Annotated in this window: 13 protein-coding genes and 1 tRNA gene; 4 read left to right on the forward strand and 10 right to left on the reverse strand. The window is 60.6% G+C overall.

Features of this window, described 5'->3' with window-relative positions; translation table 11 throughout:
• Positions 1–33 precede the first annotated feature (33 nt).
• The 8 genes from G5221_RS19705 to G5221_RS19740 all read right to left on the reverse strand — a co-directional run bounded on the left by G5221_RS19705 (position 34) and on the right by G5221_RS19740 (position 10685).
• Positions 34–1197, reverse strand: a complete 1164-nt coding sequence (locus G5221_RS19705; protein ID WP_005335436.1) for a phosphoglycerate kinase — start codon at positions 1195–1197, stop codon at positions 34–36.
• A 61-nt stretch (positions 1198–1258) separates the two neighbouring features.
• Positions 1259–2269 (reverse strand): erythrose-4-phosphate dehydrogenase, encoded by a 1011-nt coding sequence (epd, locus tag G5221_RS19710; RefSeq protein ID WP_421263757.1) that lies wholly within the window; start codon positions 2267–2269, stop codon positions 1259–1261.
• Between the two features lie 60 nt (positions 2270–2329).
• Entirely contained in the window at positions 2330–3259 is a 930-nt protein-coding gene (locus G5221_RS19715) for an ROK family protein (protein WP_421263758.1), read from the reverse strand.
• Between the two features lie 111 nt (positions 3260–3370).
• On the reverse strand, positions 3371–4438 hold the full coding sequence (gene hemE / locus G5221_RS19720) for a uroporphyrinogen decarboxylase (RefSeq protein WP_421263759.1): 1068 nt from the start codon (positions 4436–4438) through the stop codon (positions 3371–3373).
• A 182-nt stretch (positions 4439–4620) separates the two neighbouring features.
• Positions 4621–5400: an NAD(+) diphosphatase gene (gene nudC / locus G5221_RS19725; protein WP_421263760.1), complete on the reverse strand. Its 780-nt coding sequence runs from the start codon at positions 5398–5400 to the stop codon at positions 4621–4623.
• Between the two features lie 220 nt (positions 5401–5620).
• On the reverse strand, positions 5621–8785 hold the full coding sequence (gene putA / locus G5221_RS19730) for a bifunctional proline dehydrogenase/L-glutamate gamma-semialdehyde dehydrogenase PutA (RefSeq protein WP_421263761.1): 3165 nt from the start codon (positions 8783–8785) through the stop codon (positions 5621–5623).
• A 329-nt stretch (positions 8786–9114) separates the two neighbouring features.
• On the reverse strand, positions 9115–9720 hold the full coding sequence (locus G5221_RS19735) for a TIGR04211 family SH3 domain-containing protein (RefSeq protein ID WP_266135365.1): 606 nt from the start codon (positions 9718–9720) through the stop codon (positions 9115–9117).
• Positions 9721–9866: 146 nt separating this feature from the next.
• Positions 9867–10685 carry a potassium channel family protein gene (locus G5221_RS19740; RefSeq protein ID WP_304520555.1) on the reverse strand — a complete coding sequence of 273 codons (819 nt, stop codon included), beginning with the start codon at positions 10683–10685 and terminating at the stop codon, positions 9867–9869.
• A 31-nt stretch (positions 10686–10716) separates the two neighbouring features.
• Between G5221_RS19740 and G5221_RS19745 the strand changes: the two genes are divergently transcribed.
• Positions 10717–11967 (forward strand): methyl-accepting chemotaxis protein, encoded by a 1251-nt coding sequence (locus tag G5221_RS19745; RefSeq protein ID WP_266135367.1) that lies wholly within the window; start codon positions 10717–10719, stop codon positions 11965–11967.
• A gap of 140 nt (positions 11968–12107) precedes the next feature.
• On the opposite strand, the gene gltX is transcribed toward G5221_RS19745, so the two are convergent.
• Entirely contained in the window at positions 12108–13523 is a 1416-nt protein-coding gene (gltX, locus tag G5221_RS19750) for a glutamate--tRNA ligase (RefSeq protein WP_076360502.1), read from the reverse strand.
• A 274-nt stretch (positions 13524–13797) separates the two neighbouring features.
• Between gltX and G5221_RS19755 the strand changes: the two genes are divergently transcribed.
• The 3 genes from G5221_RS19755 (at position 13798) to G5221_RS19765 (ending at position 17152) form a co-directional block, all read left to right on the forward strand.
• Entirely contained in the window at positions 13798–15900 is a 2103-nt protein-coding gene (locus G5221_RS19755; RefSeq protein ID WP_421263762.1) for a methyl-accepting chemotaxis protein, read from the forward strand.
• Positions 15901–15999: 99 nt separating this feature from the next.
• Positions 16000–16668, forward strand: a complete 669-nt coding sequence (locus G5221_RS19760; RefSeq protein WP_103250429.1) for a LysM-like peptidoglycan-binding domain-containing protein — start codon at positions 16000–16002, stop codon at positions 16666–16668.
• Positions 16669–16942: 274 nt separating this feature from the next.
• A complete protein-coding gene (locus G5221_RS19765; RefSeq protein ID WP_005338972.1) occupies positions 16943–17152 on the forward strand; it encodes a cold-shock protein in 210 nt (69 codons plus the stop codon).
• A 239-nt stretch (positions 17153–17391) separates the two neighbouring features.
• On the opposite strand, the gene G5221_RS19770 is transcribed toward G5221_RS19765, so the two are convergent.
• Positions 17392–17467 (reverse strand) — tRNA-Gly (locus G5221_RS19770).

Here is a 17467-nt window from a genome sequence, read left to right on the forward strand (position 1 = left end):
AACGGGAGGCTTTTGCCCCCCGTTCCGGGTCAATTAGGCTTTGGCGCGCTGTTCCAGAATCGCAACAGCCGGCAGTACCTTGCCTTCTACGAACTCCAGGAAGGCGCCGCCGCCAGTGGAGATGTAGGAGACTTTGTCAGCGATGCCGAACTTGTCGATGGCAGCCAGGGTGTCGCCACCGCCAGCGATGGAGAAGGCCGGAGAAGCAGCGATGGCTTCAGCGATAACCTTGGTGCCTTCAGCGAACTGGTCGAACTCGAACACACCGACCGGGCCGTTCCACAGGATGGTCTTGGCGTTCATGATGATGTCAGCCAGGGCCTTGGCAGAATCCGGGCCGATGTCGAAGATCATGTCGCCGTCGGTCACGTCAGAGACGGACTTGATGGTCGCCGGAGTGGACTCGGAGAACTCTGCACCTACAACCACGTCGGTGGTCACAGGAATGTTGGTCTCGGCAGCCAGTTTCTTGGCGGTGTCGATCAGGTCGTGCTCGCACAGGGACTTGCCGACGTTGTGACCAGCAGCAGCGATGAAGGTGTTGGCGATGCCACCACCGACAACCAGCTGGTCAGCGATCTTGGAGAGGGACTCCAGAACGGTCAGCTTGGTGGAGACCTTGGAGCCGCCAACGATGGCAACCATCGGGCGCTCGGGCTTCAGCATGGCTTTGCCCAGGGCTTCCAGTTCACCCGCCAGCAGCGGGCCGGCACAGGCGACCGGTGCGAACTGAGCCACACCGTAGGTGGAACCTTCGGCGCGGTGAGCAGTACCGAACGCATCCATTACAAAGACATCACACAGGGCGGCGTATTTTTTGGCCAGCTCTTCGGTGTTCTTCTTCTCGCCTTTGTTGAAGCGGCAGTTTTCCAGTACAACCAGCTCACCGGCAGCGACTTCTACGCCATCCAGGTAATCCTTGGCCAGGCGAACCGGGCAGGACAGAGCGTCTTTCAGATAGTTGACAACCGGAGCCAGGGAGAATTCTTCGTTGTATTCACCCTCGGTCGGACGACCCAGGTGGGAGGTGATCATCAGCTTGGCGCCCTTTTCCAGAGCCAGCTTGATGGTCGGCAGAGTCGCAACGATACGTGCATCGGAGGTGACCTTGCCGTCTTTTACCGGTACGTTCAGGTCAGCACGGATCAGAACGCGTTTACCCGCCAGATCCAGGTCAGTCATCTTGATAACAGACATATTCAGTCCTCTATATTTTCCAGGTAATGTTAAAAACAGTAACCTTTCGCCCGGGGCAGGCTCAGCCTGCGGCCATCATGGCCCGGGTGGTATCCAGCATCCGGTTTGCGAAGCCCCATTCGTTATCGCACCACATCAACATCTTGACGAGGTTGGCATCGCTCACCCGGGTCTGGGTACCATCAATGATGCAGGAGTGTGCATCATGATTGAAGTCTACGGAGACCAGCGGTTCTTCCGTGTAATCCAGAATACCGTGTAATGTACCTCTGGATGCCCGTTGCAGGGCTTGATTTACGTCACTAACTGTCACTTTTTTACGAACAGTAATACTCAGATCCATCGCTGTTACATTGATGGTCGGCACCCGCACCGCGATCGCCTCGAACTTGCCGGCGAAGTGGGGCAGGATGCGCTCCAGCCCCTTTGCCAGCTTGGTATCCACCGGAATGATGGACTGACTGGCAGCGCGGGTTCGGCGCAAGTCACTGTGGTAGGCATCGATGACTTGCTGATCATGCATGGCCGAATGAATTGTCGTAATAGTACCACAATTTATCTCGAATTCTCGATGCAATGTTTCAATCACCGGCACCACGCAGTTGGTGGTACAGGAGGCGTTGGAGACGATCCGCTCGCGCCCCGTCAGCACCTGATGATTGACCCCGTAGACGATGGTGGCGTCCACATCCGCTTCGGCCGGATGAGAGAACAATACCTTGCCCGCCCCCGCCGCCAGATGCAGCTCGGCATCGGCCCGCGAGCCAAATACCCCGGTGCAATCGAGCACCACGTCCACCCCCAGCACCCGCCACGGCAGCTTTGACGGATCCCGCTCGGCAAACAGGGAGATTAGATCCTCCCCCACCAGCATGCTGTTGCCCGCCAGTTGCACCGGATGGTGGAAGCGACCGTGACTGGTATCGTAACGGGTCAGGTGCACCATGGCCTCGGGGGCCGCCAGCTCGTTGATGGCGACGATCTTGATGGTCTTGTCGCGCCCGCTTTCATAGAGGGCTCGCAACACGTTGCGACCGATCCGCCCGTAACCATTGATGGCAATCTTGATCATCGAGAATCCGTTTCCTTGAACCAGCAACAGGGCGGCGCACCGGCCACCCGGGAGCCCCGGCTACGACAGCAGGGCCTCCTTGAATTCACCGCGGGCCAGCAGTGCGGCCCCGAATACCCCGGCACTGTCACCCAGGGCAGGAGCAATAATGGGGGTTGCGAAGCGGGGATTAAAGAGGAAAGGCAAAATTGTCTGCCGCCCGGCGCTGTAAAGGCTCTGCACATTGCCCACCCCACCGCCGATGACGATCACATCCGGGTCGAGAATGTTGACCACATTGGCCAGCGCCTGACCAAACAGCAGGTGCAGCCGGTCGATGGTGAGCCTGGCCACATGATCGTGAGCCGTGGCGGTCGCGATTTGGGCGAGCGAGAGGTGGCGCTTGGCCTTCGCCTCGTACCAAGCCTCCAGCGCCGGGCCGCTGATCAGGGTCTCGACGCAGCCGTGCTTGCCACAGTAGCACTCGGGGCCGTCGGGAGAGAGCACGTTGTGGCCCCACTCACCGGCGATACCGTGATGACCGTTGAGAATGCGGCCGTTGATGACGATGCCGGAGCCGACCCCGGTACCCATGATGATGCCGAACACCACTTTCGCATCGGGATGGTGCTGGCGCACCGCACCAAGATGGGTTTCTGCCAGCGCAAAGCAGTTGGCGTCGTTGGCGATCAGCACCGACACGCCGAGCCGGCGCTCCAGATCCTCCTTGAACGGCTTGCCGTTGAGCTCGGTGGTGTTGCAGTTCTTCATCAGGCCGGTTTGCGGATCCCGAGCGCCGGGGGTGCCCATGCCGATGACGGTCGGGCGCTGGCCAATCTTCTCGGCGCACTCTGCTACCAGCTTGGCGATCTGGCCGATCATATGGTCATAACCGCCCGCCCGCTCGGTGGGGATGCGATGGCGCAGCAGCACCTCGTCACCATCCAGCACCACGCATTCACACTTGGTACCGCCAAGATCGATACCCCAATCCAGTGACTTGCTGCTCATCTTGCCTCCTGCACGGCCGCCACGCACTCGTCGTCGCGACGCTTTTTAAAATGTAAAACGGGGCCTGACGGCCCCGGATATCAAACAAACTCTTCTTCTCTCGCCCCGGCCTTAGCGGCCGTGGTACTGGGCGGAGAGCTCGTGTACCGCGTTGACGAACACACCAGCGTGTTCCGGATTCACATCCTGATGGATGCCGTGGCCGAGGTTGAAGACGTGGCCATTACCGTGACCGAAACCGGCCAGAATGGAGGCGACCTCTTCACGGATGCGAGCCGGGGTGGCGTAGAGCATGGAGGGGTCCATGTTGCCCTGCAGCGCCACCTTGTCGCCGACCCGACGCTTGGCGTCGGCAATGTCGCTGGTCCAGTCCAGACCCAGCGCATCGCAACCGGTGGCGGCGATCTGCTCCAGCCACTGACCACCGTTCTTGGTAAACAGGGTGACCGGCACGCGGCGACCGTCGTGCTCGCGGATCAGGCCATCGACAATCTTGTGCATGTACTGCAGGGAGAAGTCTCGGTAATCGCGCGGGGTGAGTACGCCGCCCCAAGTGTCGAACACCATGACAGCCTGCGCACCCGCCTTGATCTGGGCGTTGAGATAGCTAATCACGCTGTCGGCCAGCTTGTCGAGCAGCAGGTGCAGGGTTTGCGGCTCTGCGTACATCATCTGCTTGATCTTGGTGAACGCCTTGGAGCTGCCCCCCTCCACCATGTAGGTGGCCAGGGTCCATGGGCTGCCGGAGAAGCCGATGAGCGGCACTTCGCCCTTCAGTTCGCGGCGAATGGTGCGCACCGCGTTCATCACGTAGCCCAGCTCATCTTCCGGATCCGGGATCGGCAGCGCCTGCACATCGGCCATGGAGGTGATCGGACGCTCGAAGCGCGGGCCTTCACCCTGCTCGAAGTAGAGCCCCAGCCCCATGGCATCGGGCACGGTAAGGATGTCGGAGAAGAGGATGGCGGCATCGAGCGGGTAACGGCGTAGCGGCTGCAGGGTGACTTCACAGGCCAGCTCGGCGTTGCGGCACAGGGACATGAAATCCCCCGCCTGGGCGCGAGTCGCCTTGTATTCCGGCAGATAACGGCCAGCCTGGCGCATCATCCATACCGGGGTCATGTCCACGTCCTGACGCAGCAGGGCGCGCAGGTATCGATCGTTCTTCAGCTCTTTCATCCCAGTTCCCGAGTTCGTATCACGCATAAAATGGCGGCCATAATACCACTTTGCCCACCGGATCGGACTGCCCAAAACGTGGCAAATGGACGCGCGGTTGCAAAGATGTGAAGGGGCGCAAACCTGACCGCCCCGCTTGTAACAAGAAGTGCAAAAAGATTGGCGAAAAGATAAGCGCCTCGTTACCCCTCGCCCGCCAGCGAACGCTCGATCAGCCGCCGGGCGATGGTGCCGTGAGGTGGCAAACGCGGCAGCCGGTCGGCGGCAAAGAAATCGGCTGCGACCAGTTCATCATCCTGAACCCGGATTTCGCCGCTCTCGTAATCGGCGGTAAAGCCCATCATCAGGCTGTGGGGGAATGGCCAGGGCTGGCTCGCCACATAGCGCACATTGCGCACCCGGATGCCGCTCTCCTCGAACACCTCCCGCGCCACGCACTGCTCGAGGTTCTCTCCCGCCTCCACAAACCCGGCCAGCACGGTATACATGGGATCGTCCGCCTGATAGTGACGGCGATGGGCCGCCAGCAGGATCTCCGGCCCCTTGCGCACCGCCACGATAATGCAGGGTGAAATGCGCGGATAGGCCGTGTGGCCGAGGTGGCACACCTGCGCCCACTCCCCTGCCTTCGGGGTCATGGGAGCGCCGCACTCGCCGCAGAAACGGTGAGTACGGCGGAAGGTGGCAAGCTGCCAGGCACGACCAGCGAGACGAAAGCCCTCTTCGTCTCCTGCCACCATCAGCTGGCGCAGAGGGGCCATCATAGTCGTGTCGGCCTCAGCCCCCAGATCGAGCAGATAGCAGGGCAGCCCCTGCCACTCGTCAAAGCGCTCGAAATGGGCGTCAACCAGCGCTGCGGGCAGGCACGCTTTACTGCCCTGTGGCACTTGACCCTGCTGATCGAGCAGTACCAGATGATCGCCCCCCAGCACGAACCAGCGGGCTTGTTCGGTTAATGACATCAGATAAACACTCTCGTTAAAACAAAACCCTGGCTACGGCGGGCCCGCCAAGGGGAAAACGCCACGCGAATGGCTCCCATCTTACGACCAGCACAGGTCGCTGACGACCCCGCCGTGGCCGATTGTTCCATTCGTAAAAACGGATGGTGCAAATAAAGAGGCCGCCCGAAGGCGGCCCGCTGTTATCCGGCATCCCGTATCCGGCCTCTATCGACGCGGATCAGGCATCACCCATCGCCAGCAGGGAGGCGTTGCCGCCCACCGCAGTGGTGTTGATGGTGCGGGTCTTCTCGGTAACGAAGCGGCTCAGGTAGTGGGGGCCACCCGCCTTGGGGCCGGTGCCGGAGAGCCCCTGGCCGCCGAACGGCTGCACCCCGACCATGGCGCCGATCTGGTTGCGGTTGATGTAGACGTTGCCGACGTTGATGCGGCTCGCCAGCTCCTCGGCGTGGGATTCGTTGCGGCTGTGGATCCCCAGCGTCAGGCCGTAGCCGGTGCCGTTGATGTCGCTGATCACCTTGTCCAGATCCCGGGTGGCGTAGCGCACCACGTGCAGGATGGGGCCGAACTGCTCCTTGACCAGCTCGCGGATGGAGCCGATCTCCAGTGCGGTCGGCTGGACAAAGTGCCCTTCCATGGTCGCGGCCGGCATCGGCGCCTGCGCGATCAGGCGAGCACGAGGGATCATGTAGGCGAGGTGGGCATCGAGACCGGATTTGGCATCGGCATCGATCACCGGGCCGACGTCGGTGTTGTGCTCGGCCGGGTTGCCCACTTTCAGCTCCTGCATGGCACCGGTGAGGATCTCCAGCACCCGCTCGGCGATCTCCTCCTGCAGGTAGAGCACCCGCAGGGCCGAGCAGCGCTGACCGGCGCTCTGGAAGGCGGCGCTCACCACGTCGCGCACCACCTGCTCCGGCAGGGCGGTGGAGTCGACGATCATGGCGTTCTGGCCGCCGGTCTCGGCGATAAGCGGCAGGATGGCGCCATCGCGCTGGGCCAGGGTCATGTTGATGAGCTTGGCGGTCTCGGTGGAGCCGGTGAAGCAGACGCCGCCGATGCGCGGATCCGCCGTCAGCTTGGCGCCGACGGTGGCGCCGTCACCGGGCAGCAGTTGCAGCACGTCGCCCGGAATACCGGCCTGATGGGCCAGAGTCACCGCCAGATGGGCGATAAGGCCGGTCTGCTCCGCCGGTTTGGCGATGACGGTATTGCCGGTGGCCAGCGCAGCGGCGATTTGGCCGAGGAAGATCGCCAGCGGGAAGTTCCACGGGCTGATGCAGACAAAGACACCGCGCCCCTGCAGGAACAGCTCGTTCTGCTCGCCGGTATAACCGGGCAACAGGGTCGCCTGCCCCATCAGGCCGCGGGCCTGCACCGCGTAGTAGCGGCAGAAATCGACCGCTTCACGCACCTCGTCGATGCCATCTTGCAGCAGCTTGCCCGCCTCGCGGGTACAGAGGGAGACAAACTGCTCGCGGTTCGCTTCCAGCAGATCCGCCAGCTTCTCCAGCGCGGCAGCACGCTCGCTTACCGGGGTGTCACGCCAGCGCGGGAAGGCGGCGTGGGCAGATGCCAGCGCCTGCTCCACCGCCTGCTCGTCGGCCCAGTGGATCTTGCCGACGGTGAGGCTCACATCCTGCGGGCTCAGCACGGTGCGTGCCTCGCTGCGTTTGGGGGTCTCGCCATCGACGATGGGGCCCGCCAGCCACTGCTTGCTCTCCAGCTCTTTCAGGCGGGCGAAGAAGGGGCGCTGGATGGAGAGGATGTTCATGTTGACGCCACTGGAGTTCTTGCGGTCGGTGAAGAGGTTCACCGGCTGCGGAATCCGGTCGTTGGCAAAGCCGGAGTAGCGCTTGAGGGTGCGCAGCGGATGCTCGGCCAGCGAATCCACCGGGGTGTTGGGGTCCACCAGCTTGTGAACGAAGGAGGTGTTGGCCCCGTTCTCCAGCAGGCGGCGCACCAGATAGGGCAGCAGATCCTTGTGGGCGCCGACCGGCGCATAGATGCGGCAGTGCAGACCGGGATTGTCGTTCAGCACGGCGTTGTGCAGCTCCTCCCCCATGCCGTGCAGACGCTGGAATTCAAACTGGCGATCACCGGCCATCTCCAGAATGCTGACCACGGTATTGGCATTGTGGGTGGCAAACTGGGGGGCGATAAAGCCGCGAGTCGGCTCGCTCAGCAGGTAGCGGGCGCAGGCGAGGTAGGAGATATCGGTGCCCGCCTTGCGGGTAAAGAGCGGGTAGCCGGGCAGGCCCGCCTGCTGGGCATATTTCAGTTCGCTGTCCCAGTAGGCGCCTTTTACCAGTCGCACCGGAATGAGGTCACCCTGCTCGCGGGCCAGCGCGGTGAGCCAGCAGAGTACCGGCAGGGCGCGCTTGGAGTAGGCCTGCACTACCATGCCGAGCTTACCCCAGCCACGGTTGGCATCGGAGCGGTAGAGCTGCTCGAACAGATCCAGCGACAGCTCGAGTCTGTCCATCTCCTCGGCGTCGATGCTGATGGCCACATCCTTGTCGCGGGCGAGACGCACCAGCCCCACCAGCCGCTCGCACATTTCGCCGAGCACCCGTTCGCGGTTGGCCACGTCATAGCGTGGATGGAGTGCCGAGAGCTTGATGGAGATGGAGGGGGCCGGGCCGCCGTCGCTGATCCGCTCGTTGCCCACCGCCTCGATGGCGTTGCGGTAATCGGTCAGATACTTGTCGGCATCCTGCATGGTCAGCGCCGATTCACCCAGCATGTCGTAGGTGTGGGTGTAGCCCAGCTCGCGGGATTTGCGGCTCGCCTTGAGCGCCTCTTTCATGTCGCGCCCCAGCACGAACTGCTTGCCCATAATCTTCATGGCGGCGTACATGGCGGAGCGCACCACCGGCTCGCCCAGCTTGTTGACCATGCGCCCCAGCAGGTTGGCCGGGTTGCCGTCGAGCTTTTTGTCGAGCTTGATAATCTTGCCGGTCAGCATCAGCCCCCAGGTGGAGGCGTTGACCAGAGTAGAGTCGCTCTTGCGAAAATGAGATGACCAGTTGGCGCCGGAGAGCTTGTCCTTGATCAGGGCGTCAGCGGTCTCGGCATCGGGAATGCGCAGCAGCGCCTCGGCCAGACACATCAGGATGATCCCCTCCTGGGTATCGAGGCTGTACTCCTGCAGGAAGGCGTCGATACCGTCACCGGAGCCGCTCTCCTTGCGCACCTTGGTCACCAGAGTACGGGCACGCTGGGTCACCTGCTCCAGCGAGGCGCCATCCCCCGGCAACATGGCCGACAGTTCGGCCAGATAGGCATTTTCATCCACCACATAGTTCTGGGTGATGGCTTCGCGCAGGGCGGCCAGATCGGAGGGGATATAGTCAGCGGCAAGCACTTGAGTAGCTTTGAACATATGGGGTCTTCCTGTACGCCCTAGGGCTGATATCGACAAAGGCGGACGCGCCGCCGAAACGCCGATAATGTATACAATGTTGCACCCTATATGAAATGAATTTGTTGCCAATCTTTAACAAAGATCGCTCACTCCCCCTATGAATTCCCTTTTGAAGCCAATACGCCAGCAAGCGTGAGGGTCATCTGACTTCATTTTGTATACGATCTGCCGCCACTCTATCGCAAAGCAGCCACGCATTCCGCCCAATACCGGATGTCGCCAATGCGCCCCAAAAAAGAAGGGCCGCCACGGCGACCCTTCTCAACAATTCATTCAGCCAGATGCTGTCAGTTCATCCAGCGATCGCCACGGCTGCGACGACGGGGCAGCATGGGCAACAGGATGCCAAGCAGGATACCGGCCCCCACCATGGCACCACCACGGATAAACCAGTCCATCTGCATGTCGTGCTCCTGGTTGTCGTAGCTCTGGGTCAGGGCATCATTCTGCTCTTTGAGATTGCTCATCTCCTCACCCTGACTGACCAGCTGGGCCTTGAGGGCGGCGATCTCCTTGCTCTGGGCAGCGATCTGGCCATCCTTCTCGGTGAAGCGTTTCTCGTTGTCACCGTTGAGGTTCTGCAGGCGATCTTTAAGCTCATCGCGTTCTTTTTCCACCTGGGGCAGACGCTCGCGCAGGCTGATCTGGCTCTGCAGTTCGCTGTTCTTGATCCACCCCTCGCGGCCACGGCCGTCCACCACCTGGGTGAAACCGGCCTCGCCGTTCACCGCCTTTACCTCCAGCGGTTCACCAGCCTTGACGCTGCCAAGGATCCGGTACTGGGTACCCGGGCCATTGTGGATATAGGTAAAGATGTTGTCTGAAACATAACGGGTATCGGCCAGTGCCTGTTGGGCACACAAGCAGATCAAAATCCCGAGAAGGGCGCGCATGGTCGATCGGTTCTCTTTTTCTGGTGTGGACAAGAGGTTGAATGTTAAGCCGCCAGCAGGCTAAAGGACAAGCAAAGAAAAAGCAGCTCCCCCCGGATATAAAGCGCGGAGTTGCGAGTCACCTCGCAACTTGCCCGCCCTTGGCCTCACTTGTTTTTCAGCTCCCGCACCTCGCTGCGCAGGGCGCGGATCTCTCGCAGCAACTCCTCTTGCTGGTTGTTGTAGTGATGACGCCACTTGTCGGTCTCGCTCTCCTTGGCAGGCTGCAAAAAGATGCTGGCCATAAAACCGCTTATGGCACCAAACAGACCGACCCCGAACAGGATCAGCAGGCTGGCGACAAAACGCCCCTCCTCGGTCTTGGGTACCAGATCGCCATAGCCCACGGTCGACAGGGTCACCAGCGTCCACCAGAAGGCGTCATAGGGGGTCTCAATCTGGCTGCCGGGCTGGCCCGACTCAATCCAGTACATGACGCCGGAGCCCAATCCCAGCAGCAGGACGAAGAGGAAGAGGATGCCGGAGAGGGTGGTCTCGTTGCGCTCGCGACGGAACATGGCCCAGAGATCCGGGTGCTCCTTGAACAGTTGATAGACCCGCCACAACTGGAGCAGTCGGGCCCAACGCAGCTGCTCCACCATCGGCAGACTACCCGGCAGATAGAACCAGTTTGCCTTGAAGTAGGCTTTGCGGTCTGGAGCACGGATCCAGCCATAAGCAAAATGCGCGAGGAAGAAGTAGCAGATCAGACTGTCCAGGTCATAGAAGAGCTGCAGGGTCTGGGGAGTCAGGGTTTCGTGGCCCCACCAGCGGGCCGTCACCAGCAGAACCGAGACAATCGACAGAAATGCCATCAGCAGATCCATCGCCCGTAGATGAGTTAAGTGATGTCGCATACATTTTCCAACTTTAAGCACAGTGCGAATTAATAAAAGAGAAGATAATGCCGATAGCCTTGAGGGCAAAGGAAAAGCGATATTCAAAGGAGATTTTACGATGCAGTTGAACCTGCTGGAGAAGCGGATGAGCAACATTCGGCTAGTGCCGAAAGTGGTGTTGCTGATGGTGGTGAGTACCATTTTGCTACTGACCAAACTCTGGTTTGATACCAACAATCTGGAGACCACCCTGCTCAGCGAGGGGCTTGATCCGGACAAAGCCAACGCCATTGCCGACCGCCTGCTCTGGAGCGGCCTGATGGAGACCACCATCATGGGGCTGCTGTTCGTGATCCTGCTGATGACCGGTTCCCGCCTGATGGTCAAGCAGGTGCACTATCTGGTGGATCTGCTGGAGCGCTTCGCCAAGCGGGATCTCAGTCACAAGGTGTTGCTCAAATCTCGGGATGAATTCGGTGACATCGCCAAGGCGGTCTCCCACTCGCAGGAGAACCTCAAAGCAGTGTTTAACAACCAGCGCGCCGCCTGCAAGGAGCTCAACGACATCGCCTCTCAGGTCACCCTCTGCATGGAGGAGGCCAACGAAGCGATCAACGAAGAGTTCACCCAGATCGAACAGCTGGCGAGCGCCATGAGCCAGATGGTCGGCGCCATTCGCGAAGTGGCTGCCCATGCGGATCAGGCCTCTCACGCCACCGCCGAAACCAGCCAGCTGGCGGAAGAGGGAAGCCGCTGCGTCGCCGATACCGTCAGCACCATCGACACCCTCTCCGGCAACATCCAGCGCTCCGCCACCGTGGTCAACGAGGTGGAGCAGGGGGTCGAGCGCATTGGCTCTGTGGTCGACACCATTCGCGGCATCTCGGAGCAGACCAACCTGCTGGCACTGAACGCCGCCATCGAAGCGGCTCGCGCCGGTGAAGCGGGTCGTGGCTTTGCCGTGGTGGCCTCCGAAGTGCGCGAGCTGGCCAACCGGGCTCAGGCCGCCACCGTCGAGATCCAGAAGATGATCGAACAGCTGCAGGGCAATGCCGGTCAGGCCGCCGCACTGATGGCCCAGAGCGTGCGCCAGGCCGACAAGGGGGTGGAACAGGTGACCCAGGCCGGTACCCAGCTCGCCACCATAGTGCAGCGGGTACAGGGTGTCGCCGACATGAACCGCCACATCGCCGCCGCCTCCGAGCAGCAGAGCTCGGTCGCCGAAGAGATGCGCGGCAATCTGGAACAGGTCAAGCAGATTGCCGAAGGCTCCGTCGTGGTGCTGCGCGAGCTGCAAGAGGCCTCCGAGCTGGTCGAACAGCACAGCAAGGAGCTCGACAGCCAGATCCACTCCTTCAAGCTCGCCTGACTGCTCGCCCTGGTCGGGCATGACCGCGTTGTGCCCTGCCGCCGCTCCCGGCCATAAAAAAATCCGAAACCAGTGGTTTCGGATTTTTTCTATCGGACAAAGGGCAGGCTCGGCTATCGCCTTGCCCACTCTTGCACAACTTACTCGGCAGCCATACGGGCTTCGATGTAAGCCAGTGCGCGGTCGATACGCGCCAGTACGCGCTCCTTGCCCACCAATGCCATTACGGCGTCGATGGCAGGGGATTGACCCAGACCGGTGACGGCCACACGCAGCGGCATACCAACCTTGCCCATGCCCTGACCCAGCTCGGCGGCAGTGGCTTCAATCAGCTCGTGCAGCGCTTCGGTAGTCCAGCTATCCAGTGCAGCCAGCTTGGTTTTGGCCAGAGCCAGCGGCTCGGCAGCCACGCCGCGCAGGTGCTTCTTGGCAGCGGCTTCGTCGATGGCCTCGTACTCTTCGAACAGGTAGCGGCTCTGGGCGGCCATCTCGACCAGGGTGTTGCAGCGCTCGGCCAGCAGGGTGACCACGTCGGCCAGCGCCGGGCCATTGCTGGTGTCGATCTTCTGGTTTTCCATGTGCCATGCCAGATGCTTGGCAACATAGGCCGGATCCAGGCTGCGCATGTAGTGGTTGTTCAGCCACAACAGCTTGTCGGTGTTGAAGGCGGAGGCAGACTTGGAGATGGCATCCAGGCTGAACAGCTTGATCATCTCTTCCAGGCTGAAGATCTCCTGATCGCCGTGGGACCAGCCCAGACGCACCAGATAGTTCAGCAGCGCTTCCGGCAGGTAGCCGTCGTCGCGGTACTGCATCACGGAGACTGCACCGTGGCGCTTGGAGAGCTTGGCGCCATCGTCACCCAGGATCATGGATACGTGGGCAAACTCAGGTACCGGCGCGTTCAGCGCCTTGTAGATGTTGATCTGGCGCGGGGTATTGTTGATGTGGTCTTCACCACGCACCACGTGGGTGATCTCCATATCCCAGTCATCGACCACTACGCAGAAGTTGTAGGTCGGCGCGCCGTCGGTACGGCGGATAATCAGATCGTCCAGCTCGGTGTTGGCGAACTCGATGCGGCCACGGACGTGGTCATCGAACACCACGGAACCTTCGGTCGGGTTGCGGAAGCGAATCACGTGCGGCGCATCGGCCGGGTGATCGTGGGCGTGGTCGCGGCACTTGCCGTCGTAACGTGGCTTCTCGCCGTTGGCCATCTGGCCTTCGCGCAGTGCTTCCAGACGCTCTTTGGAGCAGTAGCACTTGTAGGCGCGGCCATCGGCCAGCATCTCGTCGATCAGACCGTTGTAGCGATCGAAGCGCTTGGTCTGGTAGTAGGGGCCCTCATCCCAGTTCAGCTCCAGCCATTCCATGCCCTCAATGATGGCGTCGATTGCCTCCTGAGTGGAACGTTCCAGATCGGTATCCTCAATACGCAGCACGAACTCACCGCCCTGGTTCTTTGCAAACAACCAGGAATAGAGTGCGGTACGGGCACCGCCGACATGCAAAAAGCCGGTCGGGCTGGGAGCAAAACGGGTTTTGACTTTCATCTTTAAGCCTTGTGTAGAGGGCCTTGGGCCAATTCGTTAGAAAAAACCGTCGCATTTTAGCACCGACAATCACGGATGGGAAAACCATGACGCCATTGCGGGCTAAAGTAGGGGGTTAAATCTGTCGCCATTTGCATCTGTAGCCCGATATTTGAAGAGGATCGCAAAACAGAAGCCCCGTTTCCGATTTGCTATGCACAATGCTGGAGAGCTGCCTCCTCCGGTCGATACCCAGATAACGCTCACCACACTTCTCACGAACAAGGAAGAGACGATGCAGTTCCGTTCTATCCAGAATCGCATTCTAGTGATGGCCGGGATCGCCATGACCGCAGCCCTGGTCATCCTGATCCTGCTCAACCAATACTCCGGCCAACAGACCCAACAACTGACCATCAGCTCCAGCCGTGAAGCGCTGCAGCAGGAGGCATGGCAGAAGGTCAGCGCCAATGCCCGCGCCGAGGCGGCCACCATCACCCAGCTGCTGCAAAAAGGGCTCTCCTACACCCAGCAGATGGCCAGCGCCCTCGCCCTGCAACAACAGGGCAAACTGCCGCTGGATCGCCAGCAGGCCACCGACCTGCTCAAGGCACAACTGGCGCTGGAGCCCCAGCTCTATGGCGCCTTCGCCGGCTTCGAGCCCAACGGTTTCGACGGTCAGGATGCCAGCTTTGCTGGCCAGAGTGCGCTGGGCAGTGACGACAAAGGGCGCTTCGTGCCCTACTTCTATCGCGACAAGGATCAAATCGGTACCGATCTGCTGCTCTCCATCGAAAAAACCGACCCGGACGAATTCGGCAATCCCGCCAACGACTACTACGCCTGCCCGAAACGGGAAGGGCGCTCTTGTCTGATCGATCCCTTCAAGGTGGATATCAACGGCCAACAGGTGCTGGTGAGCACCATCACCACCCCCATTCTGGTGGATGGTCAGTTCAAGGGGATCGCCGCACTGGATCTGGCGGTGGACTCCATCAGCCGTCAGGCCAAGAGCCTCAACAGCAACATCTATGACGGCAAGGGCGAAACCCTGATCGTCAGCGCCGCCGGCGTTATCACCGGTACCAGCGGCGATGCCAGCCTGCTTGGCAGCAGCGCCGAGAAGGTGCTGGGCAGCCAGTGGCAGCAGTATCTGAAACCGGAAGTTCAGCGTCAGGAGCTGGACGAGTCATTCCGTATTTCCGTCCCCATCATGGTGCCGGGAATGAGCCGCAACTGGGCCATCATCGTCACCCTGCCCTACAAGGTGGTACTGGCGGGGGCCGATCAGCTGGAGAGCCAGCTCAATGAGATGAACCGGGCCGCGGTGACCCAGCAATTGGTGGGTGCCTTTATCGTATTGGTGCTGGCGCTGGTCACCATGCTGATGATTGCCCGCAGCATCACTGGCCCCATCCGTCAGATGGTCAGCCTGGTGGATGATATCGCTGATGGCGAAGGGGATCTCACCAAGCGCCTCAACACTCGCTCGGTGGACGAGCTGGGGGATCTCGCCAAGGGGATCAACCGCTTTATCGACAAGCTGCAAGGGTTGCTCGGGGATGTGCTCAAGACTGCCAGCGAGGTGAACCGCTACGCCGGTGACACCGATCGCATTGCCGGTCAGACCGACAACAACCTGCAGCACCATCAGGCGGAGATGGAGCAGATGCTGACCGCGGTACAGGAGATGTCCTACGTCAGTCAGGAGGTCGCCACCCACGCCAACAATACCGCCGACTCGGCCAAACAGGCGCAAAGCGCGGCGAATCAGGGCAAGGAGCGCTTCCAGCAGGTGATCCAGTCGATGCACAAGGTCGCAGCAGAAGCCGGCAAAGGGGCCGAAGTGGTGGAAGGGCTGGCTCACGACAGCGCCCAGATCACCAGCATCCTCACCGTCATTCAGGGGATTGCCGATCAGACCAACCTGCTGGCCCTCAACGCCGCCATCGAGGCTGCACGGGCTGGCGAACAGGGCCGCGGCTTTGCGGTAGTCGCCGACGAAGTGCGCAAACTGGCGGGCAATACCCAGCAGGCGGTGCAGAACACCCAGGAGTTGATCGAGAAGATCCGCCTCAGCTCCACCAATGCAGTCAACGCCATCAACCAGAGCCAGCAGCTGACCCATCAGGCGGTGGGCGAGGCGGATCTGGCGGAAGAGGCGCTCGGCAGCATCTACCAGGCCATCTCCACCATCAACGACATGACCTATCAGATCGCCTCCGCTGCCGAAGAGCAGAGCTCGGTCTCAGAAACCGTCTCCGGCAACCTGTCAAAAACCAACGCACTGGCCAACGACATTGCTCAGGATGCGACCGAAACGGCCAAAGCCAGTCAGGCATTGCGTCAGGCTGCCGACAAATTGCAGCAATTATTGGGTCAATTTCGTCTCAGCTGATAATTTTCCGCCTCAGGACTCTCCCCCTCGGGGGCGAGTCCGTTTACCATAGGCGACGAATTTGCCTGATGGCAGGCAATGTAGTGAGAGGTAAATGCCGTGCCCACCCCGGACCGTCGCCCACGAGGCCATAACAGACGAGCCCAGCAGCGTCGCCAAGACGAATCACAAGGATCCCTGCTCCATCGCATCAATGCCGCGACCCTGTCCCTGCGCCAACGTTTTGGCCAAGGGATGAGCAACCTCGGCCAACGCCGCCAGGATGCCAAAGCAGGCAAATTCAAGCTGTCCAGCCCGCTGCCCCGCAAAAACACCATAGGTCTGCTGATCCTGATCCCGCTCTGGTTGCTGGTGCTGGCCTGGGAGCCGGCACCATCCGCCCCCAAAGCCGCCCCTTCCGGCTCGCTGGAAGTGCCGCTGGCCGTGCCTGCTCAAGCTCTAACTGTCGGTAATGGCGCGGCAGGTAGTGCCCCCGCGGCAGCCAAGCCGGTCGAAGAGAAGGTCAACGGTACCTGGCTGCAACACGATGTGCAGGCGGGTGAGACCCTCTACTCCATCTGGCGCAAATTCGAGTTGCCGGGTGCCGAGCTGAGCCGCCTGATCGCCATCGAGGGGCCGGATCGCCCCCTGACCCGCCTGCAATCGGGCCGCTCTATCTTCATCCTGGTGGACGACACCCGCCGCATCCAGCGGGTGGAGATCCGCTCCTACGGTCAGGCGGTTTACCGCTACGACCGGCAGGGCGAAGGGTTCGCCCTCAAGGAATAACAAAAACGGGAGGCGCTGGCCTCCCGTTTTTTTCAGTCAAATCTCTACAAATAAGCTACTGACTTCACAATATTTTTAGCTTGTTCAAAAAACGAAAGGGGTCAAATTGACAAGGATCGGCGCTAACGTACAATCGTTTGTGCTTTAGACAGGGATTGTTCTGCGTGCTACTGGGACAAAGAGACGTGGTCAGTCATGAGCCAACCCCTGCTTGCAAGGCAAATGCAGCCCAGCACGGGCTTAGTTTCATTTTGTTATTGATAGGATTTAGCACATGTCTGACATTCGCACCGGCCAGGTAAAATGGTTCAACGAAACCAAGGGTTTTGGCTTTATTGAACAATCCCAGGGTCCGGACGTATTCGTTCACTTCTCCTCCATCCAGAGCACCGGTTTCAAAACCCTGGCTGAAGGTCAAAAAGTCCAGTTCACTGTGACCCAGGGCAAAAAAGGCCCTCAGGCTGAGAACGTTACTCTGGTTTAAGCCCGCGCCAGTGAATCATGCAGGAGGAGCCAAGGCCCCTCCTCTTTTTTGCCCGCAATTCTCGCCTCCCACCACCTGTTACAACCGCTTGCCTCGTACAATCCGCACCATGAGCCCACATCCCCTTCCTGTTAGCAGGAGGTGGTAGAGACGCACCTAGTAAACGCCAGATACGACAAAGCATCGCAGCGCGATGTGAGGGGCAATTCAGAGGGATTATGAAGACTTCGAAGAGAGATTGGAGCGGGAAACGAGACTCGAACTCGCGACCCCGACCTTGGCAAGGTCGTGCTCTACCAACTGAGCTATTCCCGC

It is taken from the genome of Aeromonas sp. 602200 (assembly GCF_049173895.1).
Taxonomy (GTDB): Bacteria; Pseudomonadota; Gammaproteobacteria; order Enterobacterales; family Aeromonadaceae; genus Aeromonas; species Aeromonas veronii_A.

Coding starts and splice junctions, on each gene's coding strand:
- epd (WP_421263757.1), bottom strand. CDS start 2,269: ATGATCAAGATTGCCATCAATGGTTACGGGCGGATCGGTCGCAACGTG.
- putA (WP_421263761.1), bottom strand. CDS start 8,785: ATGTTCAAAGCTACTCAAGTGCTTGCCGCTGACTATATCCCCTCCGAT.
- G5221_RS19755 (WP_421263762.1), top strand. CDS start 13,798: ATGCAGTTCCGTTCTATCCAGAATCGCATTCTAGTGATGGCCGGGATC.
- G5221_RS19715 (WP_421263758.1), bottom strand. CDS start 3,259: ATGAGCAGCAAGTCACTGGATTGGGGTATCGATCTTGGCGGTACCAAG.
- G5221_RS19735 (WP_266135365.1), bottom strand. CDS start 9,720: ATGCGCGCCCTTCTCGGGATTTTGATCTGCTTGTGTGCCCAACAGGCA.
- G5221_RS19745 (WP_266135367.1), top strand. CDS start 10,717: ATGCAGTTGAACCTGCTGGAGAAGCGGATGAGCAACATTCGGCTAGTG.
- G5221_RS19705 (WP_005335436.1), bottom strand. CDS start 1,197: ATGTCTGTTATCAAGATGACTGACCTGGATCTGGCGGGTAAACGCGTT.
- G5221_RS19765 (WP_005338972.1), top strand. CDS start 16,943: ATGTCTGACATTCGCACCGGCCAGGTAAAATGGTTCAACGAAACCAAG.
- nudC (WP_421263760.1), bottom strand. CDS start 5,400: ATGTCATTAACCGAACAAGCCCGCTGGTTCGTGCTGGGGGGCGATCAT.
- hemE (WP_421263759.1), bottom strand. CDS start 4,438: ATGAAAGAGCTGAAGAACGATCGATACCTGCGCGCCCTGCTGCGTCAG.
- gltX (WP_076360502.1), bottom strand. CDS start 13,523: ATGAAAGTCAAAACCCGTTTTGCTCCCAGCCCGACCGGCTTTTTGCAT.